This window comes from Bacillus sp. FJAT-27245 (genome assembly GCF_001273955.1).
GTDB lineage: Bacteria > Bacillota > Bacilli > Bacillales > Cytobacillaceae > Bacillus_D.
Window position 1 is genome coordinate 250,203 of the sequence record NZ_LIGI01000001.1, and the last position, 17,574, is coordinate 267,776.

A 17,574-nucleotide genomic window follows, 5' to 3' on the forward strand; every position below is an offset into this window, starting at 1 on the left:
TATGTTTCACCTTGAAAAATTTCTATGCTAGAATTTCTATTGTAGCGGTTATACCTGTGCCTATTGGGGCAGTATAAATAATGGTTTTTAGCGCTTACTGTAAAAATTCCCCTTTTTCTGAAAAGGGGGTTTTTAAATGAGTTTAAAGGAGGTTTAAGTATGCATTTATTGCCGAGGGAAATTGATAAGCTTATGATTGTCGTTGCCGCAGATCTTGCGAAACGCCGGAAGGAAAGAGGATTAAAGTTAAATTATCCGGAAGCTGTTGCCCTTATCACGTATGAAGTGTTAGAAGGTGCGAGGGACGGTAAATCTGTAGCCGAGCTGATGGAGTATGGGGCGACTATTCTTTCCAGGGAAGATGTAATGGAAGGGATTCCTGAAATGATTGATGATATTCAGGTGGAAGCCACTTTCCCGGACGGGACCAAATTAGTAACTGTCCACAGTCCGATTCGATAAATAGGAGGGAACGCGAATGTTGCCAGGCGAATACATTCTAAAAGACGAAGACATTATTTGTAATCAAGGCAGCGAGATTTACACCATTACCGTTACAAACACCGGTGACCGCCCCGTCCAAATCGGTTCTCACTACCATTTCTATGAGGTGAACGAAGCGCTTGAATTCAATCGTGAGGAAGCGTACGGAAAACGGCTGAACATTCCGGCTGGCGCCGCTGTCCGCTTTGAACCCGGTGATAAAAAAGAAATCCAGCTTATTGATTTTGGTGGAGAACGCCGTGTATACGGGTTTAACAATAAAGTAGATGGCTCATTGGAAAGTAGGGATCAATCATGAGTTTTAACATGTCCAGAAAGCAATACGCTGAAATGTTCGGTCCAACAACGGGCGATTCAATCCGTCTTGCTGATACGGATTTATTTATTCGTATTGAAAAGGACTTCACAAAGTATGGAGAGGAAGTCGTTTTTGGCGGCGGTAAAGTCATTCGCGACGGTATGGGACAGCATCCGCTTGCTACCCGGGAAAAAGATGGCGTAGTAGATACGGTCATCACGAATGCGGTTATTCTTGATTGGACCGGAATCTATAAAGCGGATATCGGCATCCGTGACGGAAAGATTGACGGAATAGGAAAAGCAGGCAACCCGCTTATAACAGATGGGGTCGATATTATCATTGGCGCCGCTACAGAGGTTATTTCCGGTGAAGGCTTTATTGTTACCGCCGGAGCCATTGATACGCATGTTCACTTTATGAATCCTGATCAGATCCAATTGGCTCTTGCAGCAGGAACAACTACGTTAATCGGAGGAGGAACCGGGCCCGCGACCGGATCAAGGGCAACGACGGTCACTCCGGGTGAATGGAATATTCACCGCATGTTAATGGCTGCGGAAGGCCTTCCAATCAACGTCGGCTTCACTGGAAAAGGAAGCTCCGCGGCAATGGAACCTTTAGCCGAGCAAATCAGAGCAGGTGTAATCGGCCTCAAAGTGCACGAAGACTGGGGAGCTACCGCTTCAGCCCTCGATCACGCACTGCGCGCCGCTGATCAATATGATATCCAGGTCGCCCTCCACGCAGATACATTGAACGAAAACGGCTTTATGGAGAACACAATGGCTGCGGTAAAAGACAGGGTCCTTCACATGTACCATACGGAAGGCGCAGGCGGCGGACATGCTCCTGACCTTATCAAATCAGCGGGGTATTTAAACATACTTCCTTCATCAACAAACCCTACCTTACCTTATACAGTAAATACAATCGATGAACACCTGGACATGGTTATGGTTTGCCATAACTTAAATCCTTCTGTTCCGGAAGATATCGCCTTTGCGGACTCCAGGATCAGGCGTGAAACCATTGCGGCCGAAGACATCCTTCAGGATATGGGTGTATTCAGCATGGTCAGCTCAGATTCACAGGCAATGGGACGTGTCGGAGAGGTAGTCTTGCGCACTTGGCAAGTTGCCGACAAAATGAAAAAACAAAGAGGCCTTCTAGAAGGAGACGTCCAATACGCGGATAACAACCGTGCAAAGCGCTATATCGCAAAATATACGATCAATCCTGCAATTACACATGGAATTTCCAAGCATGTAGGCTCGATCGAAGTCGGGAAAATGGCCGACCTTGTCCTTTGGGCCCCGAAATTTTTCGGAGTAAAACCCGAAATGATTTTGAAAAATGGCATGGCTGTAAAAGCATTAATGGGAGACGCGAACGCTTCAATCCCAACGCCACAGCCTTACATTTACCGCCCGATGTACGCACAGTTCGGAAAAGCGTTGTCAAAGAGTTCCGTAACGTTCATTTCCCAAGCGGCTTACGATGATGGAGTCCATGAAAAGCTTGGCCTTGAAAAACTGGTTCACCCGGTAGGAGGAATCCGGAAGCTATCCAAGAAAGATATGAAGCTGAATTCCGAAACGCCTGAAATTACGGTCGATCCACAAACGTATGAGGTTCGTGTCAACGGGGAGCTATTGACGTGTGACCCTGTTGATACTGTTCCAATGGGACAGCGTTATTTCCTATTCTGAGGTGAAAGCATTGATTATTGAAAAGATTGTCGGGAATATAGAAAACATGGATCAAGAGGAAGTCAGAAAGCGCCATAAGGAGAAAGTGTACCTGGAGAGCGCCAATCTCGTAAAAAGGATCCAAAGGGTAAAAACAGATCACGGAAATGAACTTGGAATCCGGCTGAAAGAGCCGCGAGACCTTTTAGCCGGCGATGTCCTGTATATGGACGAAAAAAATATGATTGTCATCGACGTCCTATCGGATGATTTGCTCGTTATCAGCCCGAGAAACATGAAAGAGATGGGAACAATTGCACACCAACTGGGGAACCGACATTTGCCGGCCCAGTTTGAACATGAAGATATGCTTGTTCAATATGATTATTTAGTAGAGGAACTGCTCCAGGAACTTGGAATTCCTTTTAAACGGGAAGAACGGAAAGTAAAGCAGGCATTCCGCCATATAGGGCACAGCCATGGATAAAAACATCCTATCCCTGTTCCAGCTCTGTGACTCGAATTTTCCTACAGGCGCCTTCAGCCATTCATTTGGCCTGGAAAGTTATATCCAGGACAACCTGGTGACGGACCAGGAGACATTCTACAGGTGGCTGCAGGTGTATTTGCATGAGCAACTCATTTATACGGATGGGCTTGCCTGCAGGCTCGTCTATGAGGCTTTATTGAATGAGGATTTTGAGCGCATCTGGGAACTGGACCGACTGTTAAATGTACAAAACTTACCGAGGGAAACGAGGGAAGGCACACAAATGATTGGCAGCCGGATGCTTAAACTGGCCGAAACATTATTCGGATTTCCAACTTTGGCGAAATACAAAGATGAGCTGAAAAGGAAAAATGCATTCGGCCACCCTTCCATTGTATTCACGATGGTCGCCCATGGCCTCGGAGTATCAAAAACAAATGCAGTACTCTACTATTTGTATTCTTCGATTTCCAGCCTTGTGCAAAATGGGGTCCGTGCCATTCCACTCGGCCAAACGGCAGGGCAGATGATTATCCATCAATTTATGGACGACCTGACAGAGGCCGTTGAAAACATCCTATCGCTGACCGAAGATGATTTTGGAATTGTGTCACCGGGTCTGGAATTATCACAAATGAAACATGAACGAGTCAATATCCGTATTTTCATGTCTTAAAAATCAAGAAAGCTTTATTAAAGGAAGTGTTTTTATGGAACCAATTAAAATCGGGGTCGGTGGCCCTGTTGGCGCGGGAAAGACAATGCTAGTGGAAAAATTGACCCGCCATTTAAAAGATGAAATTAATATGGCTGTAGTCACAAATGACATTTACACAAAAGAGGATGCGAAATTCCTAATGCAAAATGGGGTTTTGCCTGAAGACCGGATTATCGGGGTTGAAACGGGCGGCTGTCCACATACGGCCATTCGTGAAGATGCATCAATGAACTTCGCGGCCATTGATGAGCTGATTGAACGCCATCCGGACGTAGAGCTCATTTTTGTTGAGAGCGGCGGCGACAATCTTGCGGCGACCTTCAGTCCGGAACTCGTGGACTTCTCCATTTATATCATCGACGTTGCCCAAGGCGAAAAGATTCCCCGTAAGGGCGGCCAGGGAATGATTAAATCCGACTTGTTCATCATCAACAAGACGGACCTTGCTCCTTTTGTCGGCGCAAGCCTTGAAATCATGGAAAAGGACACGAAGGTGTTCCGTGGAGATAAACCGTTTATCTTCACAAACTTAAAGGATGAAGAAGGCCTTGCCGAAGTTATTGACTGGATTAAGAAGCATGCGTTATTAAAAGGATTGGAATAATATGACGGAATGGACAGGCGATTTATCTCTTGACTTGGAAAACCGAAATGGGAAAACGGTTGCCAGAAATGTCTATTTCCAGGGTGCGTTTAAAGTCATGCGACCGATTTACCATGACAATTCCGGACAGGTTTGTTATTATCTATTAAACCCGGGGGGCGGGTATTTGGACGGCGATCGGTATAGAATGAAAATTTCCGCCGCTGAAAATTCAAAAGTGACTTTAACAACGCAATCCGCGACGAAAGTGTATAAGACGCCGACCGACCATGTGTATCAGGAAACTGAAATCTCCCTTAAAAAGGGAAGTTACCTGGAATATCTTCCGGATCCGCTGATTGCCTATGAAAACGCCCATTATAAGCAAAAAAATGTGGTTTATCTGGAATCGGGTTCGACGTTCTTATATACGGATATTCTCACTCCTGGCTGGTCGCCAAGTGGAGAAAAATTCAGCTATGACACGATTCAATTAAAAAATGAAATTTATCTGGACGGAAAACTTGGGGTTTACGATCATATCAAGCTTGTTCCAGGAAAAAGCCCGATGACAGGCTTGGGGTTCATGGAAGGCTTTACCCACCTTGGGTCCATGATTGCTGTCAGCGAAGATACGACCAATGAGCTTCTCGATGAGTTATGTGAAATCATCCATTCAGAGGAGCAAAACTTTAAATTTGGCATTTCTAGGTTGGCAATCCCGGGTTTAAGCATCAGAATCCTGGCTAATTCGACGCAGCTTATTGAACGTATATTCAACAATTGCCACAGAATAATCAGTGAAAAGTGGAATAATACCACGCCTAGTCCTTTAAGGAAATATTAAAGATTACCTTACGACAGTACCTCGGGGAAACCAACAAGTATTGGAGGAGGCGCACTCATGCCTGAAGACAGAAAAGAAACGCCTGAAATTAAAGATTTTGAAGTGGATACCGCTTTTGAGGATCGTATACACGAAAGAGCCACTTTTACCTTTACTATCAATGATAATGAATATAAAGGATTCTACCATGAAAATGAAATTCAATGGCTCCACCCGCACCCGCAGCAAGTGCTGGATGAAAAACAATTGGAAGCTGTTGAAGCCGAAATTCATTTATTGATGAGAAAAGAAGGAATATCCGATTACAGCGGAATCGAAGATCTTGAAATCAAGGCAGCATTCGAAGACAGAATGCATGAACGCCCACTCTTCACCCTGATGGTCGACGGTGAGGAATACAGGGCTTTCGTGGCAGATGGCGAAATTCGTTGGTTCCATCCTCAGCCCCATCAAAAGCTTGAAGAGGAACAGGTTCAGGCAATTGAATCGGAAATCCATAAGGAAGCGGCCAAACAAGAGGGCCAACCAGAACAGAAAGACTGATCGTTATAAGACAAAAAGGAAGGCTTCGCAATAGCCTTCCTTTTTTATGTCCAAGTGAATTTTCAATCCATCATGCAGTCCTGGCTTGCTTTTTATGTATGTATATCGGGCAGCAATTTTTTCCGGAAGCAACCAATAATTTTTATTCGCCGGATTGCAAAACCGCCGACCCAACAACATCCGAGTTGTTTTTACCACAATGCCGAAAAAGGCCGGGCTCCCAATGGGTCCCGGCCTTCCGCTTATTCGCTTTTCAATAGGTGCATGCTTTGATCAAATTCGGTTTCGATTTCGTCATTCTTCTTGTACGTCATGAGGCTGACTACATAAGCCACGACCAGATTCAGAAGGAAGCCTGGAACGATTTCATACAGCGACTCGCCGAACAAAACTTTGCCAAGGTCATAGTTGGACCATACAATGACTGTAACGGCTCCAACAATCATCCCGGCGATTGCGCCCCAATTGGTCATTTTACGCCAGAAAAGGCTCATGATGATAATTGGCCCGAAGGAAGCGCCGAATCCAGCCCACGCATAGGCAACCAGGTTCAAGATGGTGTTGTCCTGGTCAAATGCCAATGCCGCCGCAATAAGTGCGACAATTAAGACTGACATGCGGCCCAGGAAGACGAGATGCTTGTCTGATGCATCTTTTTTGACGAGTACTTTATACAGGTCCTCAACAAGTGCACTCGATGTAACGATAAGCTGGGAAGAAATCGTGCTCATGATTGCTGCAAGAACGGCTGCCAGCATGAAGCCTGCGAAAATCGGATGGAACAGGATTTGGCCAAGAACGATAAAGACTGCTTCCGGATTGTCGAGTTTCACGTTTGTGTTTTGTTGGAAGTAGGCAATACCGACAAGTGCGACGAAAATAGTTCCAATAAGGGAGATAATCATCCAGCCCATCCCGATTCGGCGGGCATTTTTGATTTCCTTAACATCTGTAATCGCCATGAAGCGGACGATGATATGCGGCTGGCCAAAATAACCCAGTCCCCATGCCGCTGCTGAAATGATGCCAATGAATGTAGTTCCTTTTAGAAGATCCATGAAGGCCGGGTTTACAGCCCTGACTGTTTCAAATGTCTCTGAAGGGCCGCCTGTCACAAAAATTCCGATAGCCGGAACGAGCAGCAAGGCAATCAGCATCATCAAGCCCTGAATAAAGTCTGTGTAACTAACCGCGAGGAAACCGCCGAATAAAGTATAGGCGACAACAACCCCGCCAACGATGTACAGGCCAGTCAGGTAGCTTGTGCCAAATGAGCTTTCAAAGAAGACAGCACCGGCAACAAGTCCGGAAGAAACATAGAAAGTGAAGAAAATAAGAATTACAATGCCTGAAACGATTCTTAAAAGCTTTGTCTTATCCTTAAACCTGTTTTCCAAATAACTTGGTATCGTGATGGAGTTGTTTGAAACCTCCGTGTATGCGCGGAGGCGCGGCGCAACTAAAAGCCAGTTGATATAAGCCCCCGTTGTAAGGCCAATCGCAATCCATGCGTCGGCTAGTCCGCTAACATAAATTCCCCCTGGCAGCCCCATTAGCAGCCATCCGCTCATATCGGCCGCCCCGGCACTCAAAGCCGTTACTGCAGGGCCGAGAGAGCGTCCCCCAAGCATGTAATCAGTCAGGTTGCTTGTCTTGCGATAGGAATACCAGCCGATCAAAAGCATACCGGCCATGTATATCCCAATCGATATAAGCTGGAGCACCCCATTCGTCATACTATTACCCCCTTTGCAAATATGGAAAATATTTAAAATAATATTTCATATTTATAAAATATTCTCTCTTTTTATTTATAATATATAACTAATTTCCTAGTCAATATGAAAAGTTTTGGTACTATAGTAATTTACAGATACCGGAAAGTGTTTTTCCCTGGAGAGAACCCGGGTATTTGTAATCAGGAGGAAGGATTAGTAAGATAAAGAAAAAGGGGAGAAAGGGTGAACAATATGGATTTGAATGGCTGGTTTGAAAAAGCAATGCCGGCTGAAACGTATGTAGACGGCATGAAAACGCACAAGGAAGGTATGCTCGATATCTACAGGGAGTTTGGCCTGTCAGAACCACAAAAGGCTAGCCTTGAAGGGATAAAGGGAAAGAAGCTCCGCGTTATAGGGCTTACGGAGGATTGGTGCGGGGACGCAATGCTGAACAACCCCATCCTTTTAAAAATTGCCGAGGCGGCTGATATGGAAGTCCGCTTTTTGCTAAGGGACTCCAATCTTGAGCTGATAGACCAGTATCTTACAAATGGGACATCCAGGGCGATCCCGATTTATATTTTTATCGACGCCGAAGGAAAGGAATACGCTGTCTGGGGGCCGCGCGCACCAAAGGTCCAGGACCTTGTGGACCGTGGGCGTGCAGAGCTGCCTGAAAAGGACGCGCCTGATTTTGACGAGAAACAAAAAGCTTTTTACAGGGACCTGATGGAATCGTACCGTACAGACAAGGGCATCTGGCAAACCGTATCGGAAAGTATTATCCAGACGATAATATAATTACTATGCTAAAAAAGCAGCTTCGGTGTTGAAGCTGCTTTTTCGTTGCCTAATGGGGTCCTTTTTGTTCCTATTTAAATGGAAACGTTCCGTTGGGAGGAATGCGGTCCTTTTTAATGCCTTTATCATTAATCTTCGGCTCGATACCCAAGATGAGATTGCGGATATTTGAACGGTGCAAATAGACAAGGAGCAATGTAAAACATCCGAACAGAAGGCTGTTCCCTGTTTCAGGGAAGATGAATGAATAGATAAACAGGGAGAGGCCCACAGAAATGGAGCCAAAAAAAACGTATTTCGTTAAATAGGTTATTAGAATGAATGACAGGTATGCCGCCAAAAACATCGGAAAGCTGGTTGCCAGCAGTGCTCCGGCCGTTGTAGCAATCGCCTTTCCGCCCCTAAACCCGGCGAAAACAGGAAAGCAGTGCCCGAGAACGGCAACCATTCCGAGATGGAGAGGGTCTCCCCCAACCGGTATAAAAGCGGGGATGGACGCGGCCATTGCCCCCTTTCCGGCATCAACAGCTAACACAAACAAGGCGGCCTTTTTTCCCATAACCCTAAGCGTGTTTGTCGCACCGGGGTTATTGCTGCCGTGTTCGCGAATATCAACTCCATACATAAGCTTGCCCACAATGAGCGCGGTCGGGAATGACCCTATTAAATAGGCGATCAGGATTGCCAGCATACCATCATTCCTTTTATCATATTACTGGATGGATATGGAATATATTGTATCATATCGTTCTTCGTGGAAGAAGTAGTTTTAAAAGGGGCAACCCTTTTTTGCTAGTTTATTCACCTGAAAGCTGTATATGAACCTATTTATGAATCCTCACTTCAAAAAGTTGTTTTAACGAATCGGCGAACGCGCCCTATCCGCCATTTGTGCCAAAAAAAGACTTAGTGCCCGAACGGCAGTGGAGTGCCCCTCCTTCGGCCACTAAACGAAGACCTGGTGACTGAACAGCAGGAGGGAAGGATAAACCACTTCTTATGGTGAAGAACCTCATTTATTAGAGGCTGGAAAATTTATTTGCAATTTTTGTAGAAAAATCCCTGTTTGTTACGTCTACATATATAAGGGTAATCAAGGACAAGATATCGGCTCCAAGAGGATGCTGGTAAGAGGTGGATAGCAAATTGCTAATTCACGTCATAAGGATAGAAGTCCTTTCTCGCAGGTTATTAGAGGAGGTTAAGGGGATGAAAAGCATAAAATGGATGGATGTAATAATTGGATTGGCTATGGCTTCAGCAGCAATGTTAGAATTCCTTTTTAAAAAAATAAGGAAAGCGGCAAGCCATGTTTAAGTATCTTTCAATTGTGGCAGCCTGTCTTTCCGTTGTGCTCTATTATGCAAAGCCATTGCCTTATGCGGGCTGGTTTGCTGGCGCGGCTGCTGTTTTCGGATTCGGATACGGATTAATCAGCCTGTTGAAGGAAAAGGATAGCTGGGGGAAGGCTTCGATTCGACTTAATGTGCTGGCTATGATTATTTTGCTATTTGGACAATGATTTAGAGAGGATTCTGGCTTCGCTGGGATCCTTTTGCTATTGGTTTAGCTTTATCGGCCCATGCTCCCGCCCTTTATTTTTGCAATGGGCATGCGCCAGGCTGTATGATAGGTACGGATTCCCCTTAAATCCCATTGCGGAAGAGAAAACGATAGGTTATCATGAAAGATGGCGGATGGATTTAAATGGGAAATAGCATTTTGAAATAGGGATGATATAGATGAAAAGAGCGCGAATTATTTATAATCCTACTTCCGGAAGAGAAATATTCAAGCGCAACTTGCCCGAAGTCCTGGAGAAACTTGAAAAAGCCGGATATGAAACCTCCTGCCATGCGACAACTGGCGCTGGGGACGCAATCAGGGCGGCGAGAATTGCGGTCGAACGCCGTTATGATATTGTGATTGCGGCCGGCGGGGATGGAACGATTAACGAAGTCGTCAACGGGCTAGCGAATCAGGAGKATCGTCCAAAGCTGGGCATAATTCCGATGGGAACGACGAATGATTTTGCCCGAGCGCTTCATATCCCAAGAGATATAGATACGGCTGTCGACATCATTGTCAAAGGCAACCGTATTCCGGTTGATATCGGAAGAATGAATGATAAATATTTTATAAACATAGCTGGCGGCGGACGCCTCACAGAGCTGACGTACGAGGTACCGAGCAAGCTGAAGACTATGCTTGGCCAGCTGGCTTATTACCTGAAAGGAATAGAGATGCTTCCTTCCATCAGGGCGAGCCATGTATGCATTGAATACGATGGAAAGCTTTTTGAAGGCGAAGCCATGTTCTTCCTTGTCGGGCTGACCAATTCAGTTGGCGGTTTTGAAAAGCTAGCTCCTGATGCATCGCTTAATGATGGCATGTTTACGCTCATCATTTTGAAAAAACTGAACCTTGCCGAGTTTATCAGGGTTGCGACACTTGCAGTCCGAGGTGAGCATATCCACGATGAAAACGTGCTTTATACAAAGGCAAATAGGATTAAGGTTCATTCCAACGATAAAGTGCAATTGAATCTTGATGGGGAATACGGGGGTCTCCTTCCGGCCGAATTCGAAAACCTGTACAGGCATTTCGAAGTGTTCGCGCCGACTGAAGACTTGCGCCCGGAAGATATCCCGGCTGATTGGATTCCAGGAAAGAAATACAGCTGATAGCGGTTCCGTTCCTTTTGGGGCGGGCCGTTTTTCTTTTGCGGGGATGAACAATACCATTTTCCCGCAAACTTGTGGTATTCTATTTTGGAATGCTGCCAGTCCTGTGAAAAATGGAAATGGCGAAAAGGAAATTTAATGGTACAATGGGATTGGTTCTTATTTTGCGAAAAGGGGTGGCAAAATGGGTAAAAGGGCTTTGCTCAATATCGACTATACATATGACTTCGTTGCCGATGCCGGCGCATTAACATGCGGGAAACCGGGACAGGTTATTGAGCAGAAAATAGTTGAATTGACCGAAGAGTTCATCAGGAACGGCGACTATACTGTTTTTGCGATTGACGTCCATGACAAGGGCGACGAGTATCATCCGGAGACGAAGCTATTTCCTCCGCACAACATCCGCGGTACGAACGGGCGTGATTTGTATGGGGAGCTTCAGAAAGTGTATGATGCAAATAAGCATCTCGAAAATGTATACTATTTCGATAAAACAAGGTACTCAGCCTTTGCCGGAACCGATCTGGAAATAAAATTGCGTGAGCGCGGGATTACCGAAGTGCATCTTGTCGGGGTGTGCACGGATATTTGCATCCTGCATACGGCCGTTGATGCTTATAATAAAGGCTTCAAGATTGTTGTTCATAAGGAAGGCGTCGCGTCATTTAACCAGGCAGGCCATGAGTGGGCGCTCGGGCATTTTGAAGGGGCGCTTGGGGCAGAGGTTAAATAGCCGACATAACATAAAGGGGTTAGCAGAATGAAACACATCTATAAAGATGACAGCTATGCGTTGCATACCGATCTCTACCAAATCAACATGGTCGAAACGTATTGGAGGGATGGCCTCCATAACCGGAAGGCTGTGTTCGAGCTTTATTTCCGGAAGCTGCCGTTCGGGAACGGCTATGCCGTGTTTGCCGGCCTTGAGCGAATTATTGAATATGTGAAAGGCTTCCGGTTTACCGAAGAAGATCTTGATTATTTGCGAAATGAAACAGGCTATGCCGATGATTTCCTTGAATACTTGAAAGGGTTGCGTTTTACCGGGACAATCAGGGGAATGAAAGAGGGCGAGCTCGTTTTTGGAAACGAGCCGATCCTCCGTGTCGATACAACCCTTGCCGAGGCGCAGCTTCTGGAAACAGCCCTGCTCAACATTGTGAATTACCAAACACTCATTGCGACTAAAGCGTCGAGGATTAAACAGGTACTTGGCAAAAATGAAGTTGCCATGGAATTTGGGACAAGGCGCGCCCATGAATTCGATGCGGCGATTTGGGGTACGCGCGCCGCATACCTTGCAGGGTTCAATGCGACGAGCAACGTCCGCGCCGGCAAAAAGTTCAATATCCCCGTGGCCGGAACGCATGCGCACGCAATGGTCCAGGCTTACCGGGATGATTATACCGCTTTTAAAAAATACGCCGAGACGCATAAGGATTGCACATTCCTTGTCGATACGTACGACACGCTTCGTTCCGGTGTACCCGCGGCCATCCAGGTTGCGAAGGAAATGGGCGACAAAATCAATTTCGTCGGCATCCGGCTCGACAGCGGCGACCTTGCCTACCTGTCCAAAGAGGCCCGGAAAATGCTCGACGACGCGGGTTATAAAGATGCCAAGATTGTTGCGTCCAGCGATTTGGACGAGTATACGATCCTTCATCTGAAGGCCCAGGATGCGAAAATCGACAGCTGGGGCGTCGGCACAAAGCTAATAACAGCGTTTGAACAGGCGGCGCTGGGGGCGGTTTATAAAATTGTCTCGATTGAAAATGAAAACGGCGAGATGATTGATACGATCAAAATCTCTTCCAATCCGGAAAAGGTGACAACCCCGGGGCTGAAGAGGGTATACAGGATCATCAACAATCGGACAGGCTTTTCGGAAGGGGATTACATCACACTCGAGACCGAAAATCCCCAGGAGGAAAAGCGAATCAAGATGTTCCATCCGACCCATACGTACATTAGCAAGTATGTGTCCAACTTCACGGCAAGGGAGCTTCACGAGGATATTTTCGTCGGCGGGGAGCTTGTCTATGAAGTACCATGCCTGGAGGAATCCCGCGAGTTTTTGGAGACAAACCTCTCCGAAATCTGGGATGAATACAAGCGGACGGCCAATCCGGAGGAATATCCGGTTGACTTGAGCCAGAAGTGCTGGAACAACAAAATGCGCAACATTGAAGAAGTGAAGGAAAAGGTTGCGGCAATGTTCGAAAAAGAATAGAGGGGTCGGGGCCAGAATTGGGCAACGATCTTTGAAGGCGTCCGGCTTTGCCGGGCGCCTTTTTGTATGAACATGCGTCCAGGATACAGGTTTCCGGGAGTTAGTGCCCCTTGAGTCAGAAGCTGTCCTGAATTCTGACAACTTTTCGGGATTTGGTGCTAGTCGAGTCAGAAGCTCCCCCGACTTCTGACTGCTTTTCTGATTTCCGTGCCCATTGAGTCAGAAGTTGCCCTGACTTCTGACAGCTTTTATTTGGTGCTCATCGAGTCGGAAGATGCCCTGACTTCTGACAGCTTTTTTGGATTTGGCGCCCATTGAGTCAGAAGAAGCCCTGGCTTCTGACAGCTTTTCGGGATTTGGTTCTCATCGAGTCAGAAGATGGCCTGGCTTCTGACAGCTTTTCGGGATTTGGTGCCCTTCGAGTCAGAAGATGCCCTGACTTCTGACAGCTTTTCGGAATTTGGTGCCCATCTAGTCAGAAGCTGCCCTGGCTTCTGACAGCTTTTCATGATTTGGTACTTATCGAGTCAGAAGTTGTCCATTTGATTTTATAGAAACCTCGTAAAACCAATCCTCTATAAATTAAACGGTTCGCAAAAACATGGCTTTTCCATTAAAATGAAACCAAATTAATGTAGTGTCGGCGATTAGATTGGCTGGTGCCTGGATAGAAGGGGATTGGAATGGCAGTTACTTCGCGTAATTGCAAAGCTGACTCTCATTTTCTGCTATCCTTAAAGCTCTGAAAAACTAAATAAGATTCAATCAGATGGGGGATTTCCTATGGCAAAAATAAGCCCGAAACACATAAACATGAACGATGGCAAACAGCTTATCCTTAGGGAGGCTGCCGCAGAGGATGCGGAAGCAGTCCTGGAATATACACAGGAAATCCTGGCTGATTCCCCGTATTTAATGACAACATCCGAAGAGTTTACCCAGACAGCAAGCCAGCAGCAGGAGTGGCTTACACGAATGGCGGAGGATCCAAATAAGCTGGTGATTGTTGCGGAGTCGAATGGAAAGATTATTGGATTTCTTGATTTTCATAACGGAAACCGTATCCGAAACAGGCATCAAGGCGCATTCGGGATGAGCGTGAAACGGGAATACCGGAATAAGGGAGTCGGCATGGCGCTTCTCGTTGCTCTTTTGGAGTGGGCTGAGGGCAACCCATCCATCGAAAAGGTCACCCTTGAAGTTTTTTCCGATAATGCGACGGCCATCGCCCTGTATAAAAAGCTTGGCTTTGAAATGGAAGGAATCAAAAGGAAGGCTGTCAAGACGGACACTGGTTACCGTAATCTTTTCCTGATGGCGAAGTTTGTGTAAATATAGCCTAAAACAAAAAGCTTCAGTCAGGTGCCACCTGAAGCTGTAGTTATTCGGGGTTTTTAAAATCATATTGCAGGTGTTCTGACAGATAAGGGTTTTGTCCCTGTATAAAGACATTTGCAAAGTAGTAATCCTCACGGGTTTCAAAACGGGTTGCCGTCGTAAAGTGAAGGCCGACGACATCCTTAAAAAAACCAGGTTTTATCCATGGAACCGAATAGTATAAATAAGGGGATGAGTTCATTTGGAAAAAAGGGAAATCATTGTTTTCATTTTGCTGTGCTGAAGGATGAATTTTTTCATATCCCCAATTAATTTTTTCAGAGCCTACGGTTGATGCAGTCCACCATACTTGCTTTGCGTATTTCTCAAGCGCTGGAGTTTCCGGGGCGATTTGGATTTCAATTCCCATTGGTTTTATCGGCCCAGACACATAGTCGAAGTGATGCTCAGTAATCAACGTGAAATTCCTGTCCCCTTCATGAAGCAGTTTCAAGCTGATTCGCTCAAGGCTAGAGAACTTTGGCATATAAGAAGTTGAATACGATTTTAACATAGATTCATATTCTTTTTTCGAAAGCACATCAATTCTACGTGCATCAATCTTTCTGTAAATATCTTTCTCAGAGACAATCTTTCCATCAATCCCTAGGAATGCAGCTCGTTCCGTATTGTCCATATGGCTGATTGCTGTTTTGGAAAAGCCAAGCTGTTCCAGATCCCGCAAGTCACTGTCAGATATTGATGAATCTGGGTTTTCAAGTTTTTCAAAGTCTGTGATAACCACTGCCTGGGTTATGTAGTCGAGATAGGCGGCTCCTGTATAAATGAATAATAATATTGTCACGGTACTTGCAATCCGAAGAAAAGAAAGTTTATTTTTCAGTTCTGCCCCTCCTTTACAACAATTAATAGTATACTATTACCAATATTATACATGGCGAATGGGTAGCGCGATAGGGGGAATGAGCATGGGCTTTGGGACGATGATAGTTGGATTCTTTTTTATATTCTTTAATTTTAACTTTGGGCCGGTGAATCTCTTCCCGGATATTGTCGGTTATATCCTTCTTTGCATAGGAGGGGACCGGCTTGCCGGGCGTATTGATAATAAACATTTTCATGTTCTAGGCAAAACCGCGCTCTTGTTAATCGCGATGTCGGTGCTTGATCTGTTTGTTAAAAACTCATCCATCCTGAATGGAGCAATAAACGCGGCGGATTCGATCGAAGGAAGATTGTTTATCGGGATAACCACATTGCTCACAGTGTTATTGTCCGTATTCTTCTTCTATAACCTTTCAAAAGGAATTAGCGAGGAAGCAGGTAAGGAAGACAATTCGGATTTGGCGGAGAGGGCGGCAAAAACAAATAAATTATTTATGATTTACCAAGCGGCCGGGGCTATTATTTTATTGGGAAGTGTCATCTTTGCGGGTGAAGTTGTCCAGCTACAGATTGGCGGGCCGGGCGTTCTTCTCATAATAGGATTAATAGTCGTTATTCTTTATTTATTCCTTAAGGTCAGGAAAATGCTGAAACTAGCCTCGGAAGTCTTTGAAAACAGCCTCTAGGACAATCGATAAAAACCGGCTTTTTTCGCATTCGCTTTCCGATTATGATAAAATCCTTGTATTAAAAAGAGCGAGGGCGAAACAATGACAAAATCAATTCCAGTCCGGAAAAATGACTATATAGATGTACGATTTGCAGACTTGACCCATGACGGTGCGGGGGTTGCCAAGGTGGACGGATTTCCGATATTCGTCTCTGGCGCCTTGCCTGAAGAATCGGGAAAAATAAAAATCATTAAAACACAAAAAAGCTATGCAATTGGAAAACTGATTGAAATCACCGAAAAAAGCCCATACCGGGTTGACATCCCGGCGCGGGACAAACATAAATACGGTGGCTGCCAGCTGCAGCATATGTCTTACGAAGGCCAATTGAAATATAAGGAGAACCAGGTAAGGCAAGTGCTGACACGTATAGGCAAGCTTGAAGATGTGGTTGTCCATTCAGTACAAGGCATGGACGAGCCGTGGCATTACCGGAACAAGGCTCAGGTCCCGGTCGGTGAAAAGGACGGAAAGCTGATCGCGGGCTTTTTTAAACCTAGAACCCATGAGATTGTCGACACGGATGAGAGTCTGATCCAAATCCCTGAGGTCAATGAAGCAATCAATGTGGTCAAGGAAACGTGCAGCCGGCTTGGCGTCGAGCCTTATGATGAGCAGACCCATAAAGGCGTCCTCCGCCATATTATGGCCCGCTATGGCAAGCAAACCGGAGAACTGATGGTTGTCCTGATTACAAGGACCCTGGAGCTCCCTCAAAAAAACAAGATCATTGAAGAAATTACCGCTAAGCTTCCAAAGGTGAAATCAATCGTCCACAACGTCAATTCAATGCGGACGAATGTCATTATGGGGCCCCAAACAACGGTAATATGGGGAAATGAATTTATCTATGACTATATTGGCGACGTTAAATTCGCCATTTCGGCCATGTCATTTTATCAGGTTAATCCCGACCAGACAAAAGTGCTGTATGAGAAGGCGCTGGAATATGCAGGGCTGACCGGGGGCGAAACGGTCATTGACGCCTACTGCGGAATCGGGACCATCTCGCTGTTCCTCGCGCAAAAAGCGGGCAGGGTATTCGGCGTCGAGGTAGTGCCACAGGCAATCGAAGACGCGAAACGAAATGCGGAGCTAAACGGCATTACGAATTCGGAATTCGAGGCGGGGGAAGCGGAAGTAGTAATTCCTAAGTGGTATAAGGAAGGCAACAGGGCGGACGTCCTTGTCGTCGACCCGCCGCGTAAAGGCTGTGATGAAGCACTCCTACAGACAATTATTGATATGAAGCCGGCGAAAGTCGTCTATGTCTCCTGCAACCCGGGAACACTCGCCCGCGACCTGAGGATCCTTGAGGATGGGGGATACAAGACGGTTGAAGTTCAGCCTGTTGACATGTTTCCGCAGACGACACATGTTGAAGCGGTCGCGAAAATAATTTTGAAAGAAGGCAACTAACCCTCATATAAAGGGGAGTTGCCTTTTTAACTATCTTGTGATATGTAAAATGATTTGTAGTTAGTCGCAACAGCAAGAAACA

At 45.8% G+C, this 17,574-nt stretch carries 19 protein-coding genes; 16 read left to right on the forward strand and 3 right to left on the reverse strand.

Going from position 1 to position 17,574, the window contains the following annotated elements; genetic code table 11:
• Positions 1–159: 159 nt before the first annotated feature.
• Genes ADU24_RS01225 through ADU24_RS01260 form a run of 8 tightly spaced genes read left to right on the forward strand, consistent with a single transcriptional unit; the run spans position 160 to position 5,674 of the window.
• Positions 160–462, forward strand: a complete 303-nt coding sequence (locus tag ADU24_RS01225) for an urease subunit gamma (protein ID WP_053364925.1) — start codon at positions 160–162, stop codon at positions 460–462.
• Positions 463–478: 16 nt separating this feature from the next.
• On the forward strand, positions 479–802 hold the full coding sequence (locus ADU24_RS01230) for an urease subunit beta (protein ID WP_053364926.1): 324 nt from the start codon (positions 479–481) through the stop codon (positions 800–802).
• Entirely contained in the window at positions 799–2,514 is a 1,716-nt protein-coding gene (gene ureC / locus ADU24_RS01235) for an urease subunit alpha (protein WP_053364927.1), read from the forward strand. Before ADU24_RS01230 ends, ureC begins: the two co-directional genes overlap by 4 nt.
• A 10-nt stretch (positions 2,515–2,524) precedes the next feature.
• Positions 2,525–2,980 carry an urease accessory protein UreE gene (ureE, locus tag ADU24_RS01240; RefSeq protein WP_053364928.1) on the forward strand — a complete coding sequence of 152 codons (456 nt, stop codon included), beginning with the start codon at positions 2,525–2,527 and terminating at the stop codon, positions 2,978–2,980.
• Entirely contained in the window at positions 2,973–3,659 is a 687-nt protein-coding gene (locus tag ADU24_RS01245) for an urease accessory protein UreF (protein WP_053364929.1), read from the forward strand. The genes ureE and ADU24_RS01245 overlap by 8 nt, the downstream gene beginning before the upstream one ends.
• Positions 3,660–3,693: 34 nt before the next feature.
• On the forward strand, positions 3,694–4,305 hold the full coding sequence (gene ureG, locus ADU24_RS01250; protein ID WP_053364930.1) for an urease accessory protein UreG: 612 nt from the start codon (positions 3,694–3,696) through the stop codon (positions 4,303–4,305).
• A gap of 1 nt (position 4,306) precedes the next feature.
• Positions 4,307–5,131 carry an urease accessory protein UreD gene (locus ADU24_RS01255; RefSeq protein ID WP_053364931.1) on the forward strand — a complete coding sequence of 275 codons (825 nt, stop codon included), beginning with the start codon at positions 4,307–4,309 and terminating at the stop codon, positions 5,129–5,131.
• 57 nt (positions 5,132–5,188) lie between these two features.
• Positions 5,189–5,674 carry a hypothetical protein gene (locus ADU24_RS01260; RefSeq protein ID WP_053364932.1) on the forward strand — a complete coding sequence of 162 codons (486 nt, stop codon included), beginning with the start codon at positions 5,189–5,191 and terminating at the stop codon, positions 5,672–5,674.
• Between the two features lie 242 nt (positions 5,675–5,916).
• Here ADU24_RS01260 and putP read toward each other — a convergent pair whose 3' ends face one another.
• Positions 5,917–7,410: a sodium/proline symporter PutP gene (putP, locus tag ADU24_RS01265; RefSeq protein ID WP_053364933.1), complete on the reverse strand. Its 1,494-nt coding sequence runs from the start codon at positions 7,408–7,410 to the stop codon at positions 5,917–5,919.
• A 234-nt stretch (positions 7,411–7,644) separates the two neighbouring features.
• Here putP and ADU24_RS01270 point away from each other — a divergent pair, with 234 nt between their 5' ends.
• Positions 7,645–8,196, forward strand: coding sequence for a thioredoxin family protein (locus ADU24_RS01270; RefSeq protein WP_053368719.1), 552 nt, complete (start codon positions 7,645–7,647; stop codon positions 8,194–8,196).
• A 70-nt stretch (positions 8,197–8,266) separates the two neighbouring features.
• Here the strand turns inward: ADU24_RS01270 and plsY are convergent, their stop codons facing one another.
• Positions 8,267–8,887 (reverse strand): glycerol-3-phosphate 1-O-acyltransferase PlsY, encoded by a 621-nt coding sequence (gene plsY / locus ADU24_RS01275; protein ID WP_053364934.1) that lies wholly within the window; start codon positions 8,885–8,887, stop codon positions 8,267–8,269.
• 618 nt (positions 8,888–9,505) lie between these two features.
• Between plsY and ADU24_RS01280 the strand changes: the two genes are divergently transcribed.
• From ADU24_RS01280 to ADU24_RS01300, 5 genes are all read left to right on the forward strand, one after another.
• Complete coding sequence (locus ADU24_RS01280) at positions 9,506–9,718, forward strand: hypothetical protein (RefSeq protein WP_053364935.1); 213 nt, start codon at positions 9,506–9,508, stop codon at positions 9,716–9,718.
• A 220-nt stretch (positions 9,719–9,938) separates the two neighbouring features.
• The gene (locus ADU24_RS01285) at positions 9,939–10,880 is read left to right on the forward strand and encodes a diacylglycerol kinase (protein ID WP_053364936.1); all 942 of its coding nucleotides are present in this window, start codon (positions 9,939–9,941) and stop codon (positions 10,878–10,880) included.
• Positions 10,881–11,064: 184 nt separating this feature from the next.
• Positions 11,065–11,616 (forward strand): cysteine hydrolase family protein, encoded by a 552-nt coding sequence (locus tag ADU24_RS01290; protein ID WP_053364937.1) that lies wholly within the window; start codon positions 11,065–11,067, stop codon positions 11,614–11,616.
• 27 nt (positions 11,617–11,643) lie between these two features.
• On the forward strand, positions 11,644–13,119 hold the full coding sequence (locus ADU24_RS01295; protein ID WP_053364938.1) for a nicotinate phosphoribosyltransferase: 1,476 nt from the start codon (positions 11,644–11,646) through the stop codon (positions 13,117–13,119).
• Positions 13,120–13,902: 783 nt separating this feature from the next.
• On the forward strand, positions 13,903–14,451 hold the full coding sequence (locus ADU24_RS01300; RefSeq protein WP_053364939.1) for a GNAT family N-acetyltransferase: 549 nt from the start codon (positions 13,903–13,905) through the stop codon (positions 14,449–14,451).
• Between the two features lie 49 nt (positions 14,452–14,500).
• Here ADU24_RS01300 and ADU24_RS01305 read toward each other — a convergent pair whose 3' ends face one another.
• Positions 14,501–15,301: a hypothetical protein gene (locus ADU24_RS01305; protein ID WP_053364940.1), complete on the reverse strand. Its 801-nt coding sequence runs from the start codon at positions 15,299–15,301 to the stop codon at positions 14,501–14,503.
• 124 nt (positions 15,302–15,425) lie between these two features.
• Between ADU24_RS01305 and ADU24_RS01310 the strand changes: the two genes are divergently transcribed.
• Positions 15,426–16,028 (forward strand): hypothetical protein, encoded by a 603-nt coding sequence (locus ADU24_RS01310; protein ID WP_053364941.1) that lies wholly within the window; start codon positions 15,426–15,428, stop codon positions 16,026–16,028.
• Between the two features lie 84 nt (positions 16,029–16,112).
• Entirely contained in the window at positions 16,113–17,492 is a 1,380-nt protein-coding gene (rlmD, locus tag ADU24_RS01315) for a 23S rRNA (uracil(1939)-C(5))-methyltransferase RlmD (protein ID WP_053364942.1), read from the forward strand.
• Positions 17,493–17,574: the final 82 nt, after the last annotated feature.

What these genes read in the sequence shown, in the direction of transcription:
- putP (WP_053364933.1), bottom strand. Translation starts at nt 7,410, where the DNA reads ATGACGAATGGGGTGCTCCAGCTTATATCGATTGGGATATACATGGCC.
- ADU24_RS01300 (WP_053364939.1), top strand. Translation starts at nt 13,903, where the DNA reads ATGGCAAAAATAAGCCCGAAACACATAAACATGAACGATGGCAAACAG.
- ADU24_RS01295 (WP_053364938.1), top strand. Translation starts at nt 11,644, where the DNA reads ATGAAACACATCTATAAAGATGACAGCTATGCGTTGCATACCGATCTC.
- ADU24_RS01260 (WP_053364932.1), top strand. Translation starts at nt 5,189, where the DNA reads ATGCCTGAAGACAGAAAAGAAACGCCTGAAATTAAAGATTTTGAAGTG.
- ADU24_RS01255 (WP_053364931.1), top strand. Translation starts at nt 4,307, where the DNA reads ATGACGGAATGGACAGGCGATTTATCTCTTGACTTGGAAAACCGAAAT.
- ADU24_RS01230 (WP_053364926.1), top strand. Translation starts at nt 479, where the DNA reads ATGTTGCCAGGCGAATACATTCTAAAAGACGAAGACATTATTTGTAAT.
- ADU24_RS01280 (WP_053364935.1), top strand. Translation starts at nt 9,506, where the DNA reads ATGTTTAAGTATCTTTCAATTGTGGCAGCCTGTCTTTCCGTTGTGCTC.
- ADU24_RS01290 (WP_053364937.1), top strand. Translation starts at nt 11,065, where the DNA reads ATGGGTAAAAGGGCTTTGCTCAATATCGACTATACATATGACTTCGTT.
- rlmD (WP_053364942.1), top strand. Translation starts at nt 16,113, where the DNA reads ATGACAAAATCAATTCCAGTCCGGAAAAATGACTATATAGATGTACGA.
- ADU24_RS01225 (WP_053364925.1), top strand. Translation starts at nt 160, where the DNA reads ATGCATTTATTGCCGAGGGAAATTGATAAGCTTATGATTGTCGTTGCC.
- ADU24_RS01270 (WP_053368719.1), top strand. Translation starts at nt 7,645, where the DNA reads ATGGATTTGAATGGCTGGTTTGAAAAAGCAATGCCGGCTGAAACGTAT.
- plsY (WP_053364934.1), bottom strand. Translation starts at nt 8,887, where the DNA reads ATGCTGGCAATCCTGATCGCCTATTTAATAGGGTCATTCCCGACCGCG.
- ADU24_RS01245 (WP_053364929.1), top strand. Translation starts at nt 2,973, where the DNA reads ATGGATAAAAACATCCTATCCCTGTTCCAGCTCTGTGACTCGAATTTT.
- ADU24_RS01310 (WP_053364941.1), top strand. Translation starts at nt 15,426, where the DNA reads ATGGGCTTTGGGACGATGATAGTTGGATTCTTTTTTATATTCTTTAAT.
- ureG (WP_053364930.1), top strand. Translation starts at nt 3,694, where the DNA reads ATGGAACCAATTAAAATCGGGGTCGGTGGCCCTGTTGGCGCGGGAAAG.
- ureC (WP_053364927.1), top strand. Translation starts at nt 799, where the DNA reads ATGAGTTTTAACATGTCCAGAAAGCAATACGCTGAAATGTTCGGTCCA.